The organism is uncultured Thermanaerothrix sp., assembly GCF_938028735.1.
Lineage (GTDB): Bacteria > Chloroflexota > Anaerolineae > Anaerolineales > Anaerolineaceae > Thermanaerothrix.
Genome location: NZ_CALIMF010000004.1, coordinates 12,675 through 33,936, shown reverse-complemented (window position 1 = coordinate 33,936; position 21,262 = coordinate 12,675). Strand labels below are relative to the sequence as shown.

20 protein-coding genes, 1 tRNA gene, 1 pseudogene and 1 other annotated feature are annotated in these 21,262 nt (G+C 56.7%); of the genes and pseudogenes, 12 read left to right on the top strand and 10 right to left on the bottom strand.

Going from position 1 to position 21,262, the window contains the following annotated elements:
- Positions 1-2 precede the first annotated feature (2 nt).
- From Q0721_RS03225 to Q0721_RS03190, 8 genes are all read right to left on the bottom strand, one after another.
- On the bottom strand, positions 3-854 hold the full coding sequence (locus Q0721_RS03225; protein ID WP_299025238.1) for an alpha/beta hydrolase: 852 nt from the start codon (positions 852-854) through the stop codon (positions 3-5).
- 25 nt (positions 855-879) lie between these two features.
- Entirely contained in the window at positions 880-2,763 is a 1,884-nt protein-coding gene (locus Q0721_RS03220) for a hypothetical protein (protein WP_299025236.1), read from the bottom strand.
- A 279-nt stretch (positions 2,764-3,042) separates the two neighbouring features.
- Positions 3,043-3,336: a hypothetical protein gene (locus Q0721_RS03215; RefSeq protein WP_299025234.1), complete on the bottom strand. Its 294-nt coding sequence runs from the start codon at positions 3,334-3,336 to the stop codon at positions 3,043-3,045.
- A 128-nt stretch (positions 3,337-3,464) separates the two neighbouring features.
- On the bottom strand, positions 3,465-4,292 hold the full coding sequence (recO, locus tag Q0721_RS03210; RefSeq protein ID WP_299025232.1) for a DNA repair protein RecO: 828 nt from the start codon (positions 4,290-4,292) through the stop codon (positions 3,465-3,467).
- 30 nt (positions 4,293-4,322) lie between these two features.
- A complete protein-coding gene (cdd, locus tag Q0721_RS03205) occupies positions 4,323-4,730 on the bottom strand; it encodes a cytidine deaminase (protein ID WP_299025230.1) in 408 nt (135 codons plus the stop codon).
- Entirely contained in the window at positions 4,681-5,985 is a 1,305-nt protein-coding gene (locus tag Q0721_RS03200; RefSeq protein ID WP_299025228.1) for a hemolysin family protein, read from the bottom strand. Before Q0721_RS03200 ends, cdd begins: the two co-directional genes overlap by 50 nt.
- Positions 5,978-7,054: an NTP transferase domain-containing protein gene (locus Q0721_RS03195; RefSeq protein WP_299025226.1), complete on the bottom strand. Its 1,077-nt coding sequence runs from the start codon at positions 7,052-7,054 to the stop codon at positions 5,978-5,980. Before Q0721_RS03195 ends, Q0721_RS03200 begins: the two co-directional genes overlap by 8 nt.
- Positions 7,055-7,196: 142 nt before the next feature.
- Positions 7,197-7,267: transfer RNA gene (locus Q0721_RS03190), tRNA-Gln, on the bottom strand.
- A gap of 126 nt (positions 7,268-7,393) precedes the next feature.
- Positions 7,394-7,702: a binding site (T-box leader), on the top strand.
- 40 nt (positions 7,703-7,742) lie between these two features.
- Here Q0721_RS03190 and trpE point away from each other — a divergent pair.
- From trpE to Q0721_RS03135, 12 genes and pseudogenes are all read left to right on the top strand, one after another.
- A complete protein-coding gene (gene trpE / locus Q0721_RS03185) occupies positions 7,743-9,215 on the top strand; it encodes an anthranilate synthase component I (RefSeq protein ID WP_299025224.1) in 1,473 nt (490 codons plus the stop codon).
- 16 nt (positions 9,216-9,231) lie between these two features.
- On the top strand, positions 9,232-9,801 hold the full coding sequence (locus Q0721_RS03180; protein WP_299025223.1) for an aminodeoxychorismate/anthranilate synthase component II: 570 nt from the start codon (positions 9,232-9,234) through the stop codon (positions 9,799-9,801).
- 11 nt (positions 9,802-9,812) lie between these two features.
- The gene (gene trpD / locus Q0721_RS03175) at positions 9,813-10,832 is read left to right on the top strand and encodes an anthranilate phosphoribosyltransferase (protein WP_299025222.1); all 1,020 of its coding nucleotides are present in this window, start codon (positions 9,813-9,815) and stop codon (positions 10,830-10,832) included.
- On the top strand, positions 10,829-11,632 hold the full coding sequence (trpC, locus tag Q0721_RS03170; protein ID WP_299025220.1) for an indole-3-glycerol phosphate synthase TrpC: 804 nt from the start codon (positions 10,829-10,831) through the stop codon (positions 11,630-11,632). The genes trpD and trpC overlap by 4 nt, the downstream gene beginning before the upstream one ends.
- Complete coding sequence (locus Q0721_RS03165; RefSeq protein ID WP_299025218.1) at positions 11,622-12,293, top strand: phosphoribosylanthranilate isomerase; 672 nt, start codon at positions 11,622-11,624, stop codon at positions 12,291-12,293. The genes trpC and Q0721_RS03165 overlap by 11 nt, the downstream gene beginning before the upstream one ends.
- A pseudogene (gene trpB, locus Q0721_RS12320) lies at positions 12,290-13,471 on the top strand (tryptophan synthase subunit beta); the annotation flags it as partial. The gene Q0721_RS03165 and the pseudogene trpB, both read left to right, overlap by 4 nt.
- A complete protein-coding gene (gene trpA / locus Q0721_RS12315) occupies positions 13,469-14,365 on the top strand; it encodes a tryptophan synthase subunit alpha (RefSeq protein WP_366519166.1) in 897 nt (298 codons plus the stop codon). The pseudogene trpB and the gene trpA, both read left to right, overlap by 3 nt.
- A gap of 115 nt (positions 14,366-14,480) precedes the next feature.
- Positions 14,481-15,035, top strand: coding sequence for a PadR family transcriptional regulator (locus Q0721_RS03155; protein WP_299025214.1), 555 nt, complete (start codon positions 14,481-14,483; stop codon positions 15,033-15,035).
- Positions 15,032-16,198: an ABC transporter substrate-binding protein gene (locus tag Q0721_RS03150; RefSeq protein WP_299025212.1), complete on the top strand. Its 1,167-nt coding sequence runs from the start codon at positions 15,032-15,034 to the stop codon at positions 16,196-16,198. The genes Q0721_RS03155 and Q0721_RS03150 overlap by 4 nt, the downstream gene beginning before the upstream one ends.
- Positions 16,195-17,244 carry an iron ABC transporter permease gene (locus Q0721_RS03145; protein WP_299025211.1) on the top strand — a complete coding sequence of 350 codons (1,050 nt, stop codon included), beginning with the start codon at positions 16,195-16,197 and terminating at the stop codon, positions 17,242-17,244. The genes Q0721_RS03150 and Q0721_RS03145 overlap by 4 nt, the downstream gene beginning before the upstream one ends.
- 2 nt (positions 17,245-17,246) lie before the next feature.
- Positions 17,247-18,023 (top strand): ABC transporter ATP-binding protein, encoded by a 777-nt coding sequence (locus Q0721_RS03140; protein ID WP_299025210.1) that lies wholly within the window; start codon positions 17,247-17,249, stop codon positions 18,021-18,023.
- A 7-nt stretch (positions 18,024-18,030) separates the two neighbouring features.
- The gene (locus Q0721_RS03135) at positions 18,031-18,561 is read left to right on the top strand and encodes a nucleoside-triphosphatase (RefSeq protein ID WP_299025208.1); all 531 of its coding nucleotides are present in this window, start codon (positions 18,031-18,033) and stop codon (positions 18,559-18,561) included.
- 12 nt (positions 18,562-18,573) lie between these two features.
- Here the strand turns inward: Q0721_RS03135 and Q0721_RS03130 are convergent, their stop codons facing one another.
- Positions 18,574-20,259 carry a YbaK/EbsC family protein gene (locus Q0721_RS03130; RefSeq protein WP_299025206.1) on the bottom strand — a complete coding sequence of 562 codons (1,686 nt, stop codon included), beginning with the start codon at positions 20,257-20,259 and terminating at the stop codon, positions 18,574-18,576.
- 68 nt (positions 20,260-20,327) lie between these two features.
- Positions 20,328-21,227, bottom strand: coding sequence for a cation diffusion facilitator family transporter (locus tag Q0721_RS03125; RefSeq protein ID WP_299025204.1), 900 nt, complete (start codon positions 21,225-21,227; stop codon positions 20,328-20,330).
- Between the last annotated feature and the right edge of the window lie 35 nt (positions 21,228-21,262).

Here is a 21,262-nt window from a genome sequence, read left to right as displayed (position 1 = left end):
AATCAGGTTTCTGCCAGAAACCCACGTAAGATCTGGCTAAATGTGGTTGGGTCCTCACGTTGGGGCCAATGCCCACAGTGTGGCAAAACCGCCAGGCGAGAACCGGGCAAGCGCTGGTGGGCTTCGCGCGCTGCTGCAAGGGGTACCAGAGGGTCGTGCTCGCCATGGATAAACAGGGTGGGCGCGCGAATTTCTCCCAGGCGTTCGAGGTAAACCGTTCGCAGACCTGCTTTGAGCACCTCGTGGCGTTGAAACGAGCGAAAAGCCCGTCCAGCATGAGGTTTGCGGACTTCCTCGAAAACGGCTTCAACCAATGCTGCGTCCACTTTGCGGGGATCGTGAAAAATTTGTTGCAAAGACAGCCGCACTAAGGAGCGACTGCGCGCCATCAACCCCCAGGTCAAGCGGTTTAGCCCTTCCAAATGCACTAACCAGTAGGACCAGCGATGAGCCGGTGCTTGGCGTTGCAGTCCGTAGCTATCCACGGGCACCAAGCGTCGGACACGTTCAGGGTGGGCAAGGGTCAACCCAATAGCGATGCCACCGCCCATGGAGACACCCACCAAGGTAACCCGCTCCAGACGAAGTACCTCCAGCAGCGCAGCCACAAAGTCGACGTAAAATGCCATGGTGTAGGAGATATCCGGGCGGGCGCTCTCGCCGTACCCGGGCAGATCGGGCGCCAGGACACGGTAGTTCTCGCTTATGGTGGGAATAATGGGTTGCCATGAGAGCCAAGCGGAGTCAATACCTCCGCCATGCAGTAGCAAAATGGTCTCTGCAGCGGCTCCAGCACAGAGCAAGTGAATGCGCAGGCCCTCGACCTCCACCCATTGATGCTGGAGTTCAATCACAAAACCCTCCTGGTGTGGTCGGTCTTCACGGTCCGGGATAACCCGCACCCGGCGTGGTCGTGAAGCCAGGTTCTGGATAGCCGCCTGGCTGGGTTGGCGCCGGGGTGGCCGGCGGATAGTAACCTGGTACAGGGGGTGGTGTAGGGGTGCGGGCTGTGGCAGAAGCCGGCGTGGCTGTTGGCGCTATAACCAGCGGGGGTGAGGGAGGCGTCTGACCGGGGTAGACCCAGGAGGTGGGGGTGGGCTGTACCCCGCCCAAGCGTTCACTGATATCGCGCACATAGTCAATAGCTCCCCGGCAAGCCGGTTCAAGGTGGGTTGCCACATGTTCCCAGTCCAGCGGTTCACCTGCGCTATAGGCCCCGCGCAGAGCGCGCAGCAAGCAGCCGGGACCGGCATTGTAATTGACCAGCGTAAAACGCCACAAGTCGGTGTATGAACTAACCTCGCCCGCCATGCGCCCAGTCAGATTGCTGATCAGCCGCCCTACCTGCTCACAATTTGCTTTCAGTCCTTCAGCAAAAACGTGTATGCTATAGCGCGTCTGGGTTAGATCAATTCCGGCAGGGCATTCCGAACAACTGGCATTGACCTGGCGCACCAGCGCTCCCCGCAGCATGGCCTGTTCCTCAGCTTTGAGATTGCCAAACCCTAGATCGCAGCGAGATTGATGTAGCACCAGGGGGCAGAACTGGGCGAAAAAGGTCGGGTTCCACAACAAGAGTGTATCGGCGCCGTTCTCGGTCAACTGCCCCAATCCGGCTTCGCGGTAGGTGCGGTAAATGCCGGGCCAGAACTGGCTTTCACGCGTGAAAATATTCTTGAGCAACTGGGCTGGCACACCACTTTCCTGAGCGACGCGCCAGATTTCCTCATCAAAGCGGTTTTGCCATTCCAGGACGAGATCATAAGCACGTTGCATTCCACACGTGTTGGCAACCAGCGGCGCTTGCAACCCTCCTGCCGGACAATCGCTGGCATCTACTTCCCCCCGAGTGATCAAAATGCCGGCCAGGTAGTACAGAGTCAACGAGGAATACAGCCCCTGGGGATCGTTGGGAGTGCTCAACCATGGGGGTGGACCGCCGGGATCAGGAAATGATTGCCATGTTTCGGCGCAGCTAGCCTGCATGCTCCCGCGCCACTGAGAACTCAGAATGTCAACGTAATAAAGCGGTGTTTGGTCCGTGCGCCCCTCTGGGGCCATAAAATCACCTCGTGGCAGCACGCGCACCAATGCCGTGTAGTGGGGGCTGGAATCGCCATAGGAGGAGTCGGCCCAGAATTCCAGCGTTTCGCCTTGCAGACCGGTTGGGCGCAAGGGCACAGTGCAGGTGGAACCGCGACAGGCGAAAGGCTCATTTCCTAACGTGCCGTTAATGGCAATAATCATCTCGTTGGGCAGAGGTTCCGCTGCTTCCAGGCGTAACAAAGGGAGGCGGTCACATTGACCAGGTGGCAGATCTGCAGTGCACCCTTCCAGGCTTAACCATACGCTGGGGAGGGGGAGTTCCACTTCTATCTCGCGGCTGGCTTGCCACTGCTCAGCTAGGTGCAGGTAATAGCCCGGGCAGGCTGTCAAAGGTTGCTCGGGGGTTGTAAGGACGCAGGGTTGAGTATTGCGCCAGAGATTGTACACATGAGGTTCGCACCAGGTGCGGATTTCATCGGGGTAGGGCAGCCCCGCATGCTCGATCACCAACTCGCACGCGATCCAGTTGGTGCGCCACTCGACGACCCACCAACGGTAGGCAGTGTACTCATAGGATAGGGTAGTACGGCGGGCATAAGGTTCGGGCGTGGGCTCTTCGGCCTGGGCAGTTTTGAAGGGCAGTAGACCGAGCCATATCAACGCAATTAGCCCTATTCCCCCGCTCCAGGTCAATTTGCGCCTTATGCCTGCTCTCACTGTTCTCTCCCGAATTTCTAAGCCTCCCATAAATAAAGTTTACCATATTGCTCGGTGACTAAAACACTTGTCGTTCCTACGACTCAAGTCCGATGGATAAGCTCTAGCCTCTCTATCACAAGTTCTTGCCTAGCCAGGTGTGCACACTTAACCCAACCCCTGGCCTGGCTTGGGGTGGCAAGTTGTTTTCTTTTGAGCCACTTTGCATCAGTGCCAGGGGTGAGGGTGGCGTAAACTTCAACAGGCTCAGTTGAGCCGATGAAGGCGTTAGTGCACGGGTCAGCGCCCGGTGGCAAGTGATCCAAATGCTGAAGGGCCGGGCATTGGCGAGCGCGCATCAAACCCAAGGCCGGTTAAGCCTCCCACCGCCGTATCCAGGTTTTTGTGTTCGCCGGAGAGTTGGTCGAGGTGAGCAAGTAGGCAGTCAGGAGACGCGCCAGAGTTGTGTCCGGCTTCTCCACAAAGGCGGTTGGTGGCGTGGTTGTTCTTGCCCTTAACGATCCCATGTGGGATGGCGAAGCCTTGTTCGCCATTCCCCGCCAATGCCAGCGGTCTATGAATCCTGCAGACCATCTTCCCTACTACTGTGCCTCAATATGCCTTCCCTCGGCAATGATGTTTAATGGGCGGAAATCTCAGCCCCTCGAGACCCCTTACTCGGCGGGCACGACCTTTTTTAGATTAGCCCTACAGACAGCGGGTTAGTCTGAAAGATTTTCTTCAGAAGGAGGGATAGAAGAAGGAAGATGGTTGGTGCCGCTGAGGGACTGACGTACCTGGCGCAGGAAGTCCGGGCTATTGAGACGCGCCTCGAGGATGTAATTCAGATATTCCTGAAGCAGACGTTCCATCTCACTAGCGACAGTGGGGGTAGGGTGCGCTCGACGCGCTTCAGCATAAGGGCTGCGCTGCAAATGACGCAGGTAGCGTAACGCGTTCATGGAAACCGGGCGCGCGGAAGGTTCCATCTTGCCACAGGGGGGGCAGAGCACTCCTCCCAGCGCAGGTGAGAAATATTGATCTTCTGGCTGGATCAACTGACGGCAGGTAACGCATTCCCTTAACTCAGGGCGAAACCCGGCCAAATCGAGCAGATGCAATTCAAAATAGCGTAGGATCAACGCGGGCGGGTCGAGGTTCTCATCCAGGCGACGCAGTGTCTCTACCAGCAAACGGTACAGATCGGGATTGGCTCCCTCTTCATATGTCAGTCGCTCCAGGAGTTCTACCACGTAACTAGCGTAACCAATGCCTTCCAGGTCGCCATGGAGAGCCAAGTTGGCTTCCAGGGTTTCAGCCTGGGTGACGATCCATAAATCGCGCCCGCGTGCCAATACCAGTGACACACGGGTAAAGGGTTCAAGGTGGCCGGCTTTGCGCGAGCGGATTCGCCGCACTCCCTTGGCGACGGCCCGTAATCGTCCATGCTCGCGAGTGAAAAGGGTGAGCAAGCGGTCAGCCTCGCCCCATTCGTGGTGCTCCAGCACCACGGCTTCAACTTTGAGGATGCGCTCCTGAGCCAAGTTCATGGTGATAGTATTCCAGCTGTGCGCGTCCTTTCAATCCAGCAGGTTTTTAGGTCCAAAAGGACGGGGGAGGAGATCGCCCACGCGGGCTTCCTGAAGGATCTCGCCGTGGGTGTTGGCAACAATCACCCAGGTATCCAGGCCAAACTCGCTAAGTACCTGACGGCAGGAGCCGCACGGAAAACCTCCATCCTGGCTGACCACTGCAATAGCAATGAACTCGCGCTCTCCTTCGGAGACGGCCTTGAAGACGGCTACCCGCTCGGCGCAAATGCCATCGGGATAAGCGGCGTTTTCCACGTTGACACCGTCATAAATCTTGCCCGAAGCCGTAAGCAAGGCAGCCCCAACGGCGTAACCGGAATAAGGGGCGTAGGCCCATTGACGGGCTTCAAGCGCTGTGGCTACTAACTGCTGGCGAGTCGTGTCGTCGAGCCTCATTCACATCCTCCTCGGTGTTGGCTTGCCGGGGCCGGCGGATAGCGCGAACGCGCCGGATGCGCCGTCCGCTGATCTGTTCCACAATAAATTCCCAGTCCCCTACCTGGATCTGCTCCCCCCCAACCGGCACCTTGCCCACCACGCTGTAGATATAGCCTCCCAATGTGTCAGCAATATCGGTGTTCAGGCTTAGTTCGAGCAAATCATTGACATCATCCAACGAAAGGCGGCCATGGAGCACATATTCATCCGGGCTAATTTCCTGGTAGGGCAGTTCCTCACTCTGGTCGTATTCGTCGCGAATCTCGCCGATGATTTCCTCGACAATGTCTTCCAGCGTGACCAGGCCCGCTGTACCCCCATACTCATCCACCACAATTGCCATGTGGATGCTGCGTGCCTGCATCTCTCGCAAGAGGTCATCCACCTTCTTGGACTCAGGGACGAAATAGGCTGGTCGCAGGAAGGGGCGAATATCGGGGGGAATTTCGGCGTCCAGTTGAATGCGCAAGAGGTCTTTGGCATAGAGCAAGCCGATAATGTTATCAATGGTTTCTTCGTACACCGGGACACGGGAATGCCCGGACTGGGTGAAAGCACGGATGGCTTCTTCTACCGTTGTACTAGCTTCCAGAGCCAGGATGTCTATCCGTGGTACCATGATTTCTCGCGCCAGGGTATCGCCAAACTGGAAAATAGAATAGATCATCTCGCGCTCGCCCTTTTCCAGGCTACCAGGGGTGTCCTCATTTTTGACCCAGGCGCGTAATTCATCTTCGGTGACCGGGTGTGGTGAGGTTTCCAAAGCGGTCCGCCCACCGCGCAGGGCAATGAGCAGGGCGGCCAAGGGATGGACCAGGAATGCCAGAAGGCGATACAGCCCATAGAGGTTCAGTACCCAGGACTCGGCATGAGCCACCACAGCCCCTTCAAGAGCATGCTCCAATGCTAGTACAAGCCCCCCAGCCAAGAGAACCCACAGCAGATTAGCGGCTGAGGTAGGGTTTAAAGTAAACAGTGTCTGCCATAATGCCCAACCCAAAGTCAGGTGCAGCAGGGATAGGGCAAAGCGCAGCCCTACCCGCAGATAGGTATCCTCCAACAAGCGCACGGCGCGCTCAACTTCCCGCTCACGTCCTTCAGCGCGCAGTAGCAGACGCCCCCGCTGAGCGTTGAGCAGAGCAGCGCGCAGCAGGGTAACGCCTCCATCCAGGAGCAACAAACTGGCGAGTCCAAATCCGAGAGCGCTACTCATAGTGGGGGGATAAATCTTCAGGTGGCGGGGTGGCAAGGGGGGTGCTGGTATTACCGGATAGCCAAGTGAGCGTAGCTCCCCCCGTAGGCAAAATGGATGTTCCGGACTCCAGGTATGTGTCCTGCAAGGCGCATCCGACTAGGTGACAATCTGCGCCTGTAATCACATCCTGCAACAAGGTGAAAGGACCAATGCGGCAATTCTGCCCGATGCGAGTCGCCCCGCGCAGGCAGGTGAAGGGGTAAATAACGGTATCGCGGCCGATTTGCACATCCATCTCAATGTAGGTGCTGTTGGGGTCGATGATCGTTATCCCGTTTTCCATCCAGGTTGTGGTGATGCGGCGGCGCATAATGGCTTCGGCTTCGGCTAAATGAACGCGGGTGTTAATTCCCAACGCCTCCTGGGGATCTTCCAACACCAGTGTTTGTACCGCCTGACCCTCTTGGACGGCCAGTCCAACAACATCTGTCAGGTAGTACTCTCCTTTTGGGGAGAGGGGAACGCGTCGCAAGGCCTCCCAGATCCAGTGGGCATCAAAGCAATACACGCTGGCATTGAGTTCGCGGATGGCCAGTTGCTCGGGGGTAGCCTGGGCTTCCTCGACAATGCCCTGGACATTACCATCGGGTGAACGCAGGATACGCCCAAATCCATACGAATTATCGCTGATCAGGGTGACCAGACTCAAAGGCCCTGGGTTAGCGGCCTGTAGGGCAATCAGGCGACGAAAGGTCGTTGGCGTTAGCAGGGGCATATCCCCTGTGACGACTAGGATGAGGTCGGTTTGGCCTGCCAGCAGGGGTTCTGCCATCTGGAGGGCGTGCGCAGTGCCTAATTGCTCGGCTTGATAGGCGAAACGCACTCCTTCGCCAATAGCTTGACGCACCCGATCTGCGCCATGCCCAATCACTACCACGGGGGGCTCCGTGGCGACGGCACGCACAGCGCGCAACACATGATGAATAATGGGCAAACCCGCGAGGGGATGAAGCACCTTGGGCAGGTTGGATTTCATGCGTTTGCCATGACCGGCGGCTAAGATGACAGGGGTCAGGCGTAGATCCATCAATCCAATGAACCTCCCGAAAATAAACGAGTCTTGCCAGGCGTTGCCCTAGCGGCAAGACTCACAAGATGGAGAGAGGAAATGTCGTCTACTATGGAATAAAAAGGTGGGTCTTGGGCTTTGTTCATTGCCGACCATTAGGCTGGGGCGCCTGGATTCGAACCAAGATCCACGGATCCAAAGTCCGGTGTGCTGCCATTGCACCACGCCCCAGTGTTTGCGTAAGAGCGTTTTTTATTTTAATCGCAAATTGAGGGGATGGCAATGCCTTGACAAAACACAGGTTCGTTGTAAAATTGCCCCAACTTGAACCTCACCAATTGAATAGTTTGACCCCTTGGAAAGGCGTTGAAGGGAAAGAGTAGGCATCAAAACGGCAGTCCAGAGAGCAGGGAATAGGTGCGAGCCCTGTCTGTACGCGGATGCTGAATGGTTCCCAGAGCCGCAGGGCAAACGGCGATGTGCCTAGTAGCCTGTGCCGGAGTTGCCACCGTTATCAGGGCAAAGAGTATATCCGGTTAAGTCCGGCGTACTCGCAAGAGTGAGGCTGGCCTTTTTTATCCCGTCGCATCACCGACGGGATTTTTTGTAAATGGGCCGGCCTAAGCAGGGTGGCACCGCGGGAAACAGTCCCCTCCCGTCCCTGAGGATGGAGGGGACTGCCTTTTAACTGCTGGAGGTGATAAAAATGGTTTCCCCGCAATTTGCTGTTGTGAGCATGCTGGCAGATGGCACGCAGGTCTATGAGTTACCTGCCGATACCGAAACCCCTGTTTCAGCCTATCTTAAAGTGGCCTCACTAGGGCCAGCGTTCCTGCTTGAAAGTGTGGTAGGGGGTGAGCGGTTAGGGCGGTACTCGTTTATCGGTCTGTTCCCTGAACAAATCTGGGTTTTGCGCTCCGCTAAGTGGGAGATCTACAACCAGTGGAAAGGCACACGCACGACTATACCGATAGGTGGCGATCCCCTGGCAGTTTTGCAACCCTATCTTCAACCTTCAATGCCTGCGGTGTCTTCATCCGGCCGTCTGCCTCGTTTCACCGGTGGTTGGGTTGGCTATCTGGGGTACGAACTGGCGCGTTACTTTGAACCCGTTTTGGGACTTACCCCTGATCTATCGCTACCCGAGTCCATTTTGTTGGAAACTGGCGTCTTGATTGTGTTTGATCATGCTTTTAACAAAATGTTACTGCTCGCTCGTCCGGGTTCGAAAGATACCGTCAGGGCAGAGGAGCGTTTGGCCGAGGTCATGGCTCGCCTGCGCCAATCCCGTTTACCTACATTGCCCCTTTCTAAGAGGGGCGGTGCTATGGAGACACGCTCAACGTTTTCACGTGACCGCTTTCTTGCTGCAGTGGCACAGACCAAGGAATACATCGCTGCCGGAGAGATTTTCCAAGCAGTTCTCTCTCAACGCTTGATCCGACCGGCCCGGGTGCATCCCTTCCAGATTTATCGTGCCTTACGCCGTCTCAATCCTTCACCCTATATGTTCTACTTTGACTTTGGCGAGATAGCAGGGGAGCCCTTCTATCTGATCGGGGCTTCGCCTGAGTTGCATGTTCGATTGGAGGCGGGGCAGGCAATGATGCGCCCGATAGCCGGCACACGTCCCCGTGGCACTACGACCATCGAGGATCTCGCTCATGAAGCTGATCTCTTGGCAGATCCCAAAGAGCGAGCCGAACACATCATGCTGGTAGATCTGGCGCGGAATGATCTAGGGCGGGTATGCGAATACGGCAGCGTTAAGGTGCCCGAACGCATGATTGTGGAGCGTTACTCCCACGTGATGCACATTGTCTCACAAGTGGAGGGACGTTTGCGCCCCGAAGTCAACGCCCTGGACCTGTTGCGCGCCACTTTCCCCGCGGGTACAGTGAGTGGGGCACCTAAGATCCGGGCGATGCAAATCATCCGTGATTTGGAGCCTCATCCTCGTGGTCCGTATGCCGGCGTAACGGGGTATGTGGGTTGGGATGGGAACATGGATACCTGTATCACCATCCGTACCATGTTCTACCACGGGGATCGCTTGATAGTCCAAGCCGGTGCTGGGATTGTGGCCGATTCTCTCCCCGAGCGGGAGTATGAAGAAACGCTTAATAAAGCCCGTGCCTTGCTAGTGGCTGTTGACCTGGCCGAAACCGAATCCCGGTGAGATGGAGGATTGGGCAATGATCGTGGTTATTGATAATTACGATTCGTTTACCTATAACTTGGTGCAGTATCTGGGGGCGCTGGGAAATGAGATTCAGGTCTTCCGCAATGATGCGCTTACCTGTACGGATCTAAAACACCTTTCCCCCTCTCACATCGTGATCTCGCCTGGGCCCGGCGATCCCGAGGATGCAGGGATCTCCGTGGATGTGATCCGTGAACTGGGCGCATACATACCGATTTTGGGGGTGTGCCTGGGGCACCAGTGTATTGCAGCAGCGTTTGGGGGACGGGTAGTACGTGCCGCGCGGTTGATGCACGGAAAAACCTCCCTGGTGCATCACGATGGCAGCAACTTATTCATTGGATTACCCAACCCCTTTGAGGCTACCCGTTATCACTCTTTAGTGATTGAGCCCCCTTTACCATCTGAGATTGAGATTACCGCATGGACTCAAGAAGGTGAGATTATGGGGGTACGTCATCGCAGGTTTCCGATTTTTGGCGTGCAGTTTCATCCCGAATCCATTCTCACCCAAGAGGGAGAACGTTTGTTGCAAAATTTTCTCGCGCTAAGACCATCTTGAGGAGGTGAAAAATGCTCCAGCCTTATATCGCTCAACTGGTCAAATACCAGCACTTAAGTGAATCTCAGGCTGAGGAGGCTATGAACCTGATCATGCGCGGAGAAGCCACCCCGGCTCAGATAGGTGCCTATCTGATCGCCCTGCGTATGAAGGGGGAAACGCCCGAAGAGATTTTGGGCAGTGCCCGTGCAATGCGTGCACATGCCACGCCGATCCCCCTGGCTTCTTCTGGTCCACTGATGGATACAGCTGGCACTGGTGGAGATGGTCAGCACACCTTCAACATTTCGACGGCGGCCGCTTTTGTCATTGCTGGCGCGGGGCGCAAAGTGGCCAAGCACGGTAACCGCGCGGCGTCGTCACAATGTGGTAGCGCGGATGTGCTAGCAGCGCTGGGGGTTAACCTGGATCTCACCCCGGAGCAAGTCGCGCGGTGTATTGAACAAGTGGGCATTGGCTTTCTCTTTGCTCCGCGTTTCCATCCCGCGATGAAGCACGCGATAGGTCCACGCCGTGAAATTGGTCAGCGCACCATCTTTAACCTGTTAGGCCCCTTGACCAATCCAGCTGGGGCGACACATCAACTGATTGGCGTGGCGGAAGCCCAATGGACGCATGTCATGGCCGAGGTCTTGGGGGCATTGGGTGGCAGAGCAGCGCTGGTGGTGCATGGCTATGGAGGTGTGGACGAGTTGACAACGACGGGCCCCAATCGGGTCAGCCACTTAAAAGATGGACGAGTAGAGACCTATGACCTGGATGCTCGTGATTTGGGTCTGCGCCCGGCAAGCCTCGCCGATCTGCATGGGGGACCACCTGAAGAAAACGCACGTATGCTGCGGGCACTCTTGGCGGGTGAGGATCGCTCTCCGCGACGCGATGTGGTCCTGCTCAATGCGGCGGCGGCGCTGGCTGTGGAGAATGGTGACTTGGTTACGGCCTTGTACGAGGCCGAAGAGGCGCTGCAAAGTGGGGCGGCATTGCAACGTTTGGAGGCGCTGGTGGCGTTTTCGCATGAGGTGGTGTTATGAGCCAATTAGAAGCTATTTTCGCAGCCAGGGCAGAGGATTTGGAATGGCTTAAACGCCAGCGTCCCTTCCCCGTGGTGCGGCGTGAGGCTGAACAATCTGCACCTCCGCGGGATTTTCGGGCTGCACTGCGATCTTGCGATGATTGCCCTGCAATTATTGCTGAGATTAAACGGGCTTCACCGTCGCGGGGGATGCTATGCGTCAATCTCGATGTGGTGGCCCAGGCGCGGCTTTACAACATTGGGGGCGCAGTGGCGCTCAGTGTGCTCACCGAACCCCGTTTCTTCCGAGGCAACCTCGACGATTTGGCAGCGGTGGTGCGCGAAGTTCCTCTGCCAGTGTTGCGCAAGGACTTTATTTTTGATCCGTACCAGCTTTATGAAGCGCGGGCGGCGGGGGCAGATGCGGTTCTATTGATTGCCTCCTACTTGGACGAGGGGCTTCTTCATGACCTGATGACGCTAACTCAAGCCCTAGGGATGACGGCACTGGTGGAGATTCATACGGCGGAAGATTTGGAGAAGGCGTTGCGTGCTGGTCCACCATGCCTTATTGGGATTAATAACCGTAATTTACACGATTTTTCCATCAGTCTGGATGTCACACGATGGTTACGTCCTCTGGTCCCGGCGGGGATTGGGGTGATTGCCGAGAGCGGGATCCAGACCTCACAAGATATACGATACTTACGCACAGTAGGTGTGGAGGCTTTTCTGATCGGTGAGGCTTTGGTGCGGGCGGCAGACCCTGTTGCCCTGCTACGTGAGTTGCGTGGGGAGTGTGATGATCATGGTGGCTAAAATCTGTGGTATTACCACACTGGAAGACGCTTTAACTGCTTTGGCTGCCGGAGCGAATTTGTTGGGCTTCAATTTTTACCCGTCCAGCCCACGCTATATCTCTCCAGCCGTATCTCGGCCTATTGTAGAAGTTATTCGTTCTCTCTATCCTGAGGCAACGCTGGTGGGAGTGTTTGTCAACGCCCCTGTGGCTGACGTACTCCAGACGCTGGAAATGTGTCGTTTGGATCTTGCCCAGTTGAGTGGCGACGAGCCCCCAGAAGAGGTTAAGCGCTTGGGCCCACGGGCATTTAAGGCCTTCCGTCCGCGCTCACGAGATGAAGTTGAGGCCTTTCTCCGTGCTTACCCGCTGCGTCCTGAACCCCCGGCGTGTCTAGTGGATGCTTTGAGGCCGGGCTTTTATGGCGGAAGTGGGCAGAGGGCTGATTGGCAAGTTGCTATGTGGTTGTCTCAACGTGTTCCCATTTTGTTGGCCGGGGGTCTGACTCCCGAAAATGTCGGAGAGGCTATCACTCAAGTCAGACCATGGGGGGTGGATGTGGCTTCGGGGGTGGAGAGCGCACCCGGGCGCAAAGATAAAGTCCGTATGGAGATGTTTCTGCGACGAGCTCATGAGGCTTATGCTGCCTTATCACTTGATAACTCACGAGGTGGGTCATGACAGCGCACTTTTCGCCCTATTTTGGACCCTATGGTGGTCAGTATGTGCCGGAAACACTAATCCCGCCGCTCCAAGAACTGGAACGGGCTTTTATTGATGCTTTGGAAGATGCGGAGTTTAAGGCTAGATTGGACTACCTGCTCAGGACTTACGTGGGGCGTCCCACGCCTTTAACCTACGCGCGCCGCCTAAGCGCGGCTCTGGGCGGCGCGCAAATTTACCTCAAACGCGAAGATCTGGCCCATTCGGGTGCCCACAAGATTAATAATGCGTTGGGACAAGCCTTGCTGGCTCAGCGCATGGGAAAGCGGCGAATAGTGGCCGAAACGGGTGCTGGGCAGCATGGAGTGGCTACGGCAACAGCATGTGCTTTGCTGGGTTTGGAATGTGTTATCTATATGGGTGAAGTGGACATGGCACGCCAACAACCCAATGTTCTGCGCATGCATTTGCTCGGCGCCGAGGTGCGTCCGGTGACAGGTGGTAGCCGTACCTTGAAAGATGCAGTCAACGAAGCGATCCGGGATTGGGTGACCCACGTTCAAGATACTTATTATTTGATTGGGTCCGCGCTAGGCCCTCACCCTTATCCGCATATTGTGCGTGAGTTTCAAGCCGTCATTGGCCAGGAGGCACGGGTACAAATCCTGGCTGAGTGTGGGCGCTTGCCGGATGTTTGTATTGCCTGTGTGGGGGGTGGTTCAAATGCTATTGGATTATTCTCCGCATTTCTGGAGGATCAAGTGGTGCGCCTGATCGGAGTGGAGGCCGGTGGCTTGGGGCTGGCGAGTGGACGGCACGCCGCGCGACTGGCAAAAGGAGCGAACGCCCGCCCTGGCGTGTTGCATGGTAATCTGACATATTTGCTTCAAGATGAAGACGGTCAAGTTTTGGGGACGCATTCCATTTCTGCTGGATTGGACTATCCGGCGGTAGGCCCTCAGCATGCCTGGTTGCACGAACAAGGTCGGGTTGTTTACACCGCGGTTACCGACGCCGAGGCCCTGGAAGCCTTTCGAATGTTGGCCCACCTGGAGGGGATTTTACCGGCGCTGGAGTCCGCGCATGCATTGGCCGAGGCCATTCGCCTGGCACCTCAGTTACCCGCGGACTCCATCATTTTGGTCAATCTCTCCGGGCGTGGGGATAAGGACCTTGAGAGTGTTGCCCGGGCGTTGGAAACACCCTTCTCCACTCAAGATACCTATCAACCCTTGTCGCGGGAGCGTCCTTCTAAGCCGTCCTTCGCCCTCCCGCGTATACTGCCCCCGGGCGGCGAGCGCATTGCCGCGGCTTTCAGGAAGGCAAGAGAGTTGCAACGCCCGGCGATCATTCCTTATTTTCCGTTAGGATACCCTACTCTAGAGGACTCTTTGGAGGTGATCAAGGCCTTGACACGGGCCGGGGCCGACCTTATTGAGCTGGGAATCCCGTTCTCGGATCCACTTGCAGACGGCCCAACCATCCAACAGGCCAGTCAGATCGCCCTAGCTCAGGGAATGAACGTTCCTGAAGCCTTAGACATGGCTGCCACCTTGCGCTGTCAAGGTATAGATCAACCCTTTCTGTTCATGAGTTACCTCAATCCACTGCTGGCTTATGGCCTGGAGTCTTTTATCCGCGATGCTAGCCATATTGGTGTGGATGGGCTCATCATTCCTGATCTTCCGCTAGAAGAAGCCATTCCGGTTCGGCGTTTGTGTCAGGCGCACAATCTGGCTCTAATCTCATTAGTTCCACCCAACCTTGCGGCAAGGCGAATTGCACAAATCGCACGCGAGGCCGAGGGCTTTCTCTACTTGGTCTCGGTGACAGGGGTGACCGGGGCACGGGATTCCTTGCCGCCGGACCTGGGCGCTTTCATCCGACGGGTGCGTCAAGTTGCTACGCTACCACTTGCGATTGGGTTCGGTATCGCAACGCCTGCCCAGGTGCAGGCGCTGTATCCGTTGGCCGACGGTGTAATTGTGGGCTCTGCGCTGATTCGGGCGGTGGCAAACTCCACCCGACCAAGTGAAGCAGCGGAAGATTTCTTGGCTACTCTGATCCATGCAGTTGGGGTGGCGAGATAGATTCATTAGGGGGTATGACATCCATAGTTGTATGACAAATATCACTTGACTGGGGTGGAGGGATGGTGTATATTGAGTGCAACAATACTCACTCAGTGAGTATTGAATGCACTTTATGGGTTGGAATCTTCTGATGCGCCGCTCGCCCACCCCTGAGTATCCCTTGTTAGCCCTTTTGCTCGAGCGCCCAATGCACGGTTATGAACTGCATCGCGTTTTCAGCCAGGATCTGGGGCATATTTGGCACCTCAGCCAGAGCCAGCTGTATGCTTCGCTGGCGCGCCTGGAAGCGCGGGGATGGGTGCAAGGCGTGGAGACACCAACGGAACGGGGCCTGTTGCGGCGAGTGTTCGCCTTAACCCCTCGAGGACGTGCCGAAGCAGAAGCCTGGTTGCAGACTCCCAGTCGTTGCAGTGTCCAAATCATTCGCCTGGAATTGCCGACGCGCCTTTATCTCTTGCAACAACTGGCACCCCAGGCAATTCCAAATTTTCTAGCCCGCCAACGTGCTGAGATCATGCGCGGGTTGGAGCGTTTGCGTGCTCAGTGCCAAACCATTTCACCCAATCAGATCTACAATCGCATGGCGTGCACCTTGCGCATCCACCAGGTGGAAGCCTTGCTGACTTGGTTCGATCATACATTTTCCATGTCGGGAGGTTCATCATGAGGTCTCGCTTGGTTTTTAGCTTGATGCTGGTATTATCGTTATTCCTGGTTGCCTGTACGGCGGTCTCTGCGATACCGACCCCAACACCCCCACCTTCACCGGTGGTGACAACGAGGCTCGAACCTACGGCTACACAGGTACCCACGGCGAGTCCAACCCCTGTGACGATCACTTTCATCGATGCCCTAGGGCGCGAGGTGACCCTATCTCAACCGCCGCAACGGGTGGTCATTGCGGGGCGTGCCACTGCCTTGTTAGCGGATGCGGCTTTTCTTTTCCCTGAGGCTAAAGATAAAGTGGTGGCTCTTTCAAGTACCAGCCAAAGTGCCGAAGGAGATTTTCTGGTGTTGGTAGATCCCAATCTGCCGAAGAAAATCGCCTTTGAAACAAATGTGGGAGCCGAGCAAGTGGTCACAGCCCAACCCGACTTGGTCATTATGAAGACATATATGGCTGAACCACTGGGGAAGCCTCTCGAAACGCTGGGGATTCCGGTTGTCTATCTTTCGCTAGAGACCCCCGAGGAGTATCAGCGGGATTTGCGTATCCTGGGACAAATTTTCCAGAACCCGCAGCGTGCCGAAGAGATGGCCAATTTCTTCGCTGAGCAAGTGAGTGGAATAACCCAACCCCTTCAAGGCCTTACGCCTGAGCAGAGGCCACGAACGTTGCTGCTCTATTACTCTGACCGGGATGGTCAGGTAGCGTTCAACGTGGCCCCTAAAACCTGGATTCAAACGATTGTGACTGAGCTGGCTGGTGGTCGCCCTGTGTGGACGGATATTGAACTGGGTAGTGGCTGGACCCGGGTCAACCTAGAGCAAATTGCGGCCTGGGACGCGGATGTAATTGCTATCCTCGCCTATACGGCTGACCCCGAAGCAGTAGTGGCGCGTCTCAAAGAGGACCCCCAGTGGCAGGCCATGCGGGCCGTGCGCGAGGGACGTCTATATGCATTCCCCAAGGATTTCTACTCCTGGGATCAACCCGATGTGCGCTGGGTGCTGGGGCTGCGCTGGCTGGCCTGGCGCTTGCATCCTGAGGCTTATCCTGGGCTAGACATGAAAGCCGAAACGCAGGCTTTCTTTGAGCGTTTGTATGGGATTGACGCGGCTACTTTCGAGTCCCGGATTCTGCCAATTTTGAAAGGGGATTTAGAGTGAGCGTTGTCCCACGTGCACACCCCCTGGATCTGACAGCACATGTGTCCACTTGGCTTGAAAGCCGGGTGCGTGCTCGCCAGCGCTTGTTCTGGATGGGGGTTTTGTTGGTCGCCGTAATGGGAATCTCGGTGTTTCTGGGGCGTTATCCCCAATTGGGGCTTATGTCGCCCACCCAGATGCTCGAGGATCCTTTGGCCCAGCGCTTAATTCTAAATCTGCGCTTGCCGCGTTTACTGGCTGCTATGCTGGTAGGAATGAGCCTGGCGGTGGCGGGCCTGGTGCTTCAAATGGTTTTCAGCAACCCTTTGGTCGAGCCGGGCTTCCTGGGCGTTTCGCAAGCGGCCGCTTTCGGCGCTGCTTTGAGCATCATCCTTTTTGGGGGGATGGCTTGGCGGGTTCAGGTTAGCGCAATACTCTTTGGGATGGGTGGGTTGGCGCTTTCCTATCTGTTGGCGCGGCGGGTGCGTTATGGCGGTTGGGTTCTGCGTCTATTACTCTCAGGAATTGCCGTTTCGGCGTTCTTTGCCGCTGGTGTGGGGCTGATCAAATATTTGGCTGACCCGCTACGCCAGTTGCCCGAGATTACGTTCTGGTTACTGGGCGGGTTGTCAAGTGTAACCTGGAAGCCTTTGCTTTCGGCTTTGCCCCTGATGATGATCGGCTTATTGGTTTTATTCTTAATGCGCTGGCGGTTGAATCTGTTGGCGTTGGAAGATGAGGTAGCCTTTTCACTGGGGGTTGCTGTGCATCGTGAACGCCTGTTGGCCCTATTGGCGGCGGTTATGGTGACGGCGGCCTCTATTTCAATCGGTGGGTTGATTGGTTGGGTGGGGTTGCTGGTGCCGCAATTGGCGCGACGTCTAAGCGGGGCCGATGCGCGCTACACCCTGCCCACCGCTCTGCTTCTGGGAGGGACATTTGGGGTGGTTTGTGATGACCTGGCGCGGATCTTGAGCGCGGGTGAAATCCCACTAGGAGTGTTGACCTCTATTTTAGGTGCCGTGGGTTTTCTGATCCTGATGACGCGACCCACAATCAAGGTATGAAGATGGATGCGCCGCTTCTCCGCTTTGAAAATGTGGCTTTCCGTTACCCTGAAACCTCTCAGGACGTCTTGCAAGGATTGACCCTAGAGGTGCCTCAGGGGCAGGTCACCGCCATCCTAGGCCCTAATGGGGCGGGGAAAACCACCCTGCTACGCCTGGCCTACGGCCGTTACCTGCCGCGGCGAGGGCGAGTTTGGCTGGAAGGGCGTTTGTTGGCCGAGTATTCCCGCCAGGAGATCGGTCGTATAGTGGCTTTGGTGCCCCAACGGGAAGCCAACCCTTTTGCCTATTCCCTGCTCGAGTATGTGCTTCTGGGACGCGCGCCTTACTTATTGCCCCTACAGATGCCTGCGGCGTCGGATGTGACGATTGCCTGGGAGGCTTTAGAAAGAGTGGGTTTGCACCACCTGGCCCGCCGTTCGGTGCAGGCGTTGAGTGGGGGCGAGTACCAATTGCTCCTGGTGGCGCGGGCGCTGGCCCAGCAGCCCCGGTTATTGCTCCTGGACGAGCCCACTTCCCATCTTGATCTGGCCAACAAGAAACACTTGATCGAGTGTTTGCGGAGTTTGCTCGCCGAAGGGGTTACCATTCTGATGACTTCCCACGAACCCGAGGTGGTTGCGGCGTTGGCTCAGCAGGTGGTACTCATGCGTGATGGTCAGGTGCTACACAGTGGACCTTTGGAAACCCTCTGGAATGCAGAGACCCTAAGCGCGACCTACAATGTCCCATTGAGGGTGTGGGAATTTGATGGGCATCGGCTTGTGACTTGGGAGTGAGAGAATAGTGAAGGAACAGACCTCACACTTGTGGATACTCACCGGTGAAATTGGGGCTGGTAAGACCCTGGCGTGCCAACGCCTGGTAGAGGAAGCACGCGGGCGGAGGTGGGATGTGGCTGGGGTGCTCAGCCCGGGAGTTTATCAGAATGGTCAGAAAGTGGCCATCGAGGCAGTTGATTTGCGTAGTGGTGAACGCCGCTTGCTGGCCCGACGGCGCGAAGTGGGTGCGGTTACTGATGTGCATACCCATGAGTGGGGTTTTGATCCCACCACCTTAGCCTGGGGGAATGCCGTTTTTGAGACGGCTGTGCCCTGTGATCTGCTGGTGGTGGATGAAATTGGGCCGCTGGAACTGGAGCAGGGCAAGGGTTGGGTAGCCGCCCTCGCGGCGTTGGCTTCTCGCGCTTATCGTCTGGGGGTGGTAGTTCTGCGCCCAGCGTTGCTTGTACTGGCGGCACGGTGGGCGCCTGTGCATGTTTTGGCAATTCGTCACCCCAATTCATCTATCCGGTTGGCGGATTTGTTATTCGAGTGACATAGGGGGCGTTCAGGCGGTAAACTCGCGGCGACGGGGTGGGGTACTGCGTTCGGCTAATCGACGGGGCACCCACTCTAGCACCTCAGCCAGAGGAATGATCTGGCTTTCGGCTTCTCCGCGCCATTTTGCTTCTACTGCTGCGGTTTCCAAGGTACGGGGGCTCAGGGTGAGGCGCAGTGGCAGGCCAATCAGATCCGCATCGTTGAACTTAACCCCTGGACTGGTGTCGCGGTCGTCGTAAAGGACACTCACCCCCGCGGCTTGTAGCAACCCATAAAGGCGCTCGGCTTCTTCGATGACCCGCGGTGCTTTGCGTCCACCCAAAGCGATTAGATGAACAGCAAAAGGGGCAAGGATGACAGGCCATTTCAAGCCCTGGGGATCATGATGCTGTTCAGCCAGCGCTAACAAGACTGCTTCCAGGTTTAGGCGGAAGTACCCCCCATATAAGGGGTGGGGTTGACCGTCTTCTTCTAAGAAGGTAACTGTCTCCAGCGCACCCAGTGCACCCAGCCATGCCACGGGCAACCCCATGTGCCTCTCCAAGGGGGCCCGACAATGCGGGCAAGGATCGCCGTCCTGGGCCAGCGTCAGATCGGTCACCTGGTCGGCACTGAAGTCCCGCCCAAAATTGACATGGCGCATATGCGTATCTGGACGGTTGGCGCCCGCGACCAGGTTGGGGGAGTGCGGAATCAGATCATCTACGAGAATGCGCACTCCTTCTTTAAGACCGATGGGCGAGGCGTACCCGGGTACAGCGCCAATAGCAGTGATGGCTTCGGGGGATGCGGGGCGCAGACGGTGGGCACCCAGCGCAGCCGCCAGTTTGGCTTCGCTGAGAGTACGATCACCACGCACCAGTGCCAGAACAAGGAATTCTTCGGCCTCTTCTTTTGTCTGAGCCAGGTAGAAAACGGCCTTGGCAAGCCGGGCTTCAGGCAGGTTCAAGAAACCGGCCAGATCGCGAATGGTCTGTACCCCCGGAGTGGGAATGGGCTCAAGAGGTAGCAGCGGTTCTGGGATTGGCTCGGGTTTGGCATACGTTGCAAAGGCTTCCAGAGCGGCGTAATCGCCTTGCGGGCAGGAAAGAATGGCGAGGTCCCCCTGCGGGTGAGGCACCCACAGCATTTGGGGCGTGAGTGAGTCCGGGGGGCCAGCCTGCGCCCAACGCACCGGTATACCCAGACGGTGGAGCACGTTCCAGGCTGCCTGAAGATAACGGCGCTGCACGCCCTCCAGAGCTGAGGAAGCCCCGGTCAGGGCAAAAGATTCTAGCACCAGTGCCTGGGTGAGGCGTAACGGGGCGAGGCGTTCCCAAGGCGCGGCTGCAAGGTGCGTGTAGGTGTAAAGCGTGCATGGTAACTGGCGATACGTCTGGAGGTCACGCTGGGCAAGCGTCTGGATAGTCCTGAAGTGAGTTGGTGCAAGAGAGGTTTCGCTTTCTGTTGAGTCCCATATGCCTTCCAGGGTTTTCCAGGGTATAGGGGCAACGCTCAAAGGGTTGGGAGTCACAGATAGGGGCAGAGTAACCTGTTGGGCTCCCAGGTGATTCATTTCTTCGTCCAAGAGTCGCTGGAGAGCCGTCAAAACGCGTTGCCCCAACGGGAGGTAGGCTATTTTCCCCTCCCAAAAACGCAGATAACCGGCGCGGATGAGTAAGCCCTGGCCGATTGATGGACTGTTGGCGGGCATCTCGCGTCCTGTGGGAGGGAAGAGGGCAGATAGGCGCATAGAAGTCTGGGGCAAAAATAAGGGGGGAATCAGTCTATCCAGTCATCAGGCTCAATATGTACATAAGCGCGATCTACCTCGGGGATGGCCTCAACGCGCGCGATCACTTCATCGCAGATACGGTGGGTTTCGACCAGGGGGGTAGCCCCATCTACGTTGATGTGAAGGTCGGCCACCAGGCGTGGTCCGGCATAATCGGTCATCAGGTGATGGACGCGCAAGACACCTGGCACGGACTGGGCTACTTCAACGATCTTTTGGCGGAGTTCTTCAGAGGCGCCGGCACCGGTTAGGTAATTGAGGTTCTCGCGCCCGGCGCGAAAGGCGGCACGGAAAATCCACAGAGCCACCAGAAAGCCGGCAATAGGATCAAGCAACGGGTGCAAAAATTTCGATCCGGCCGCTCCGACAAAGGCAGCAGTAGAGGTGAGCACGTCACTGAGGTTGTCTTGTGCGGTGGTGCGCAAGGTAGGGCTGTGGAGTTTAACCGCCAAGCGTGTGATGGTCAGGTACATTCCGGCTTTGACCCCGGCGCTGAAGAGCAACACCAGGGTGGGCAAACCCGGTTCAATCGCCAGACCACCAGCCAGAAAACGCTGTAATGAAGCGCGTGCGGCCTCGAACCCAGCAAGGGTCATCGAGAGGGTGACCATCAGACCGACCAGCGGTTCGAACCGGCTGTGACCTTGCGGATGGGTGAGATCGGGTGGACGCTGAGCCATCCACAGGCCAAAAACCATCAACAAGGAATAGATCACATCTGAGGCCGAGTTGGCCGCATCGGCGTATAGGGCCACACTGCCCGAGAGATAGGCTGCTAGGGCTTTGATGGTCACTAGAAAAACATTCCCGCCTACCGTAATCCACAGGGCTTGACGATACCATCCCTGCACTTGGGGTTGGGGTTTATAATCGCGCACCCAACGCATCGGGCTTGTAAGACTCCTTATGAGTTGACATAAAA

What these genes read in the sequence shown, in the direction of transcription:
- Q0721_RS03215 (WP_299025234.1), bottom strand. Translation starts at nt 3,336, where the DNA reads ATGGTCTGCAGGATTCATAGACCGCTGGCATTGGCGGGGAATGGCGAA.
- recO (WP_299025232.1), bottom strand. Translation starts at nt 4,292, where the DNA reads ATGAACTTGGCTCAGGAGCGCATCCTCAAAGTTGAAGCCGTGGTGCTG.
- cdd (WP_299025230.1), bottom strand. Translation starts at nt 4,730, where the DNA reads ATGAGGCTCGACGACACGACTCGCCAGCAGTTAGTAGCCACAGCGCTT.
- Q0721_RS03200 (WP_299025228.1), bottom strand. Translation starts at nt 5,985, where the DNA reads ATGAGTAGCGCTCTCGGATTTGGACTCGCCAGTTTGTTGCTCCTGGAT.
- Q0721_RS03195 (WP_299025226.1), bottom strand. Translation starts at nt 7,054, where the DNA reads ATGGATCTACGCCTGACCCCTGTCATCTTAGCCGCCGGTCATGGCAAA.
- trpE (WP_299025224.1), top strand. Translation starts at nt 7,743, where the DNA reads ATGGTTTCCCCGCAATTTGCTGTTGTGAGCATGCTGGCAGATGGCACG.
- Q0721_RS03180 (WP_299025223.1), top strand. Translation starts at nt 9,232, where the DNA reads ATGATCGTGGTTATTGATAATTACGATTCGTTTACCTATAACTTGGTG.
- trpD (WP_299025222.1), top strand. Translation starts at nt 9,813, where the DNA reads ATGCTCCAGCCTTATATCGCTCAACTGGTCAAATACCAGCACTTAAGT.
- trpC (WP_299025220.1), top strand. Translation starts at nt 10,829, where the DNA reads ATGAGCCAATTAGAAGCTATTTTCGCAGCCAGGGCAGAGGATTTGGAA.
- Q0721_RS03165 (WP_299025218.1), top strand. Translation starts at nt 11,622, where the DNA reads ATGGTGGCTAAAATCTGTGGTATTACCACACTGGAAGACGCTTTAACT.
- Q0721_RS03155 (WP_299025214.1), top strand. Translation starts at nt 14,481, where the DNA reads ATGGGTTGGAATCTTCTGATGCGCCGCTCGCCCACCCCTGAGTATCCC.
- Q0721_RS03150 (WP_299025212.1), top strand. Translation starts at nt 15,032, where the DNA reads ATGAGGTCTCGCTTGGTTTTTAGCTTGATGCTGGTATTATCGTTATTC.
- Q0721_RS03140 (WP_299025210.1), top strand. Translation starts at nt 17,247, where the DNA reads ATGGATGCGCCGCTTCTCCGCTTTGAAAATGTGGCTTTCCGTTACCCT.
- Q0721_RS03130 (WP_299025206.1), bottom strand. Translation starts at nt 20,259, where the DNA reads ATGCCCGCCAACAGTCCATCAATCGGCCAGGGCTTACTCATCCGCGCC.
- Q0721_RS03125 (WP_299025204.1), bottom strand. Translation starts at nt 21,227, where the DNA reads ATGCGTTGGGTGCGCGATTATAAACCCCAACCCCAAGTGCAGGGATGG.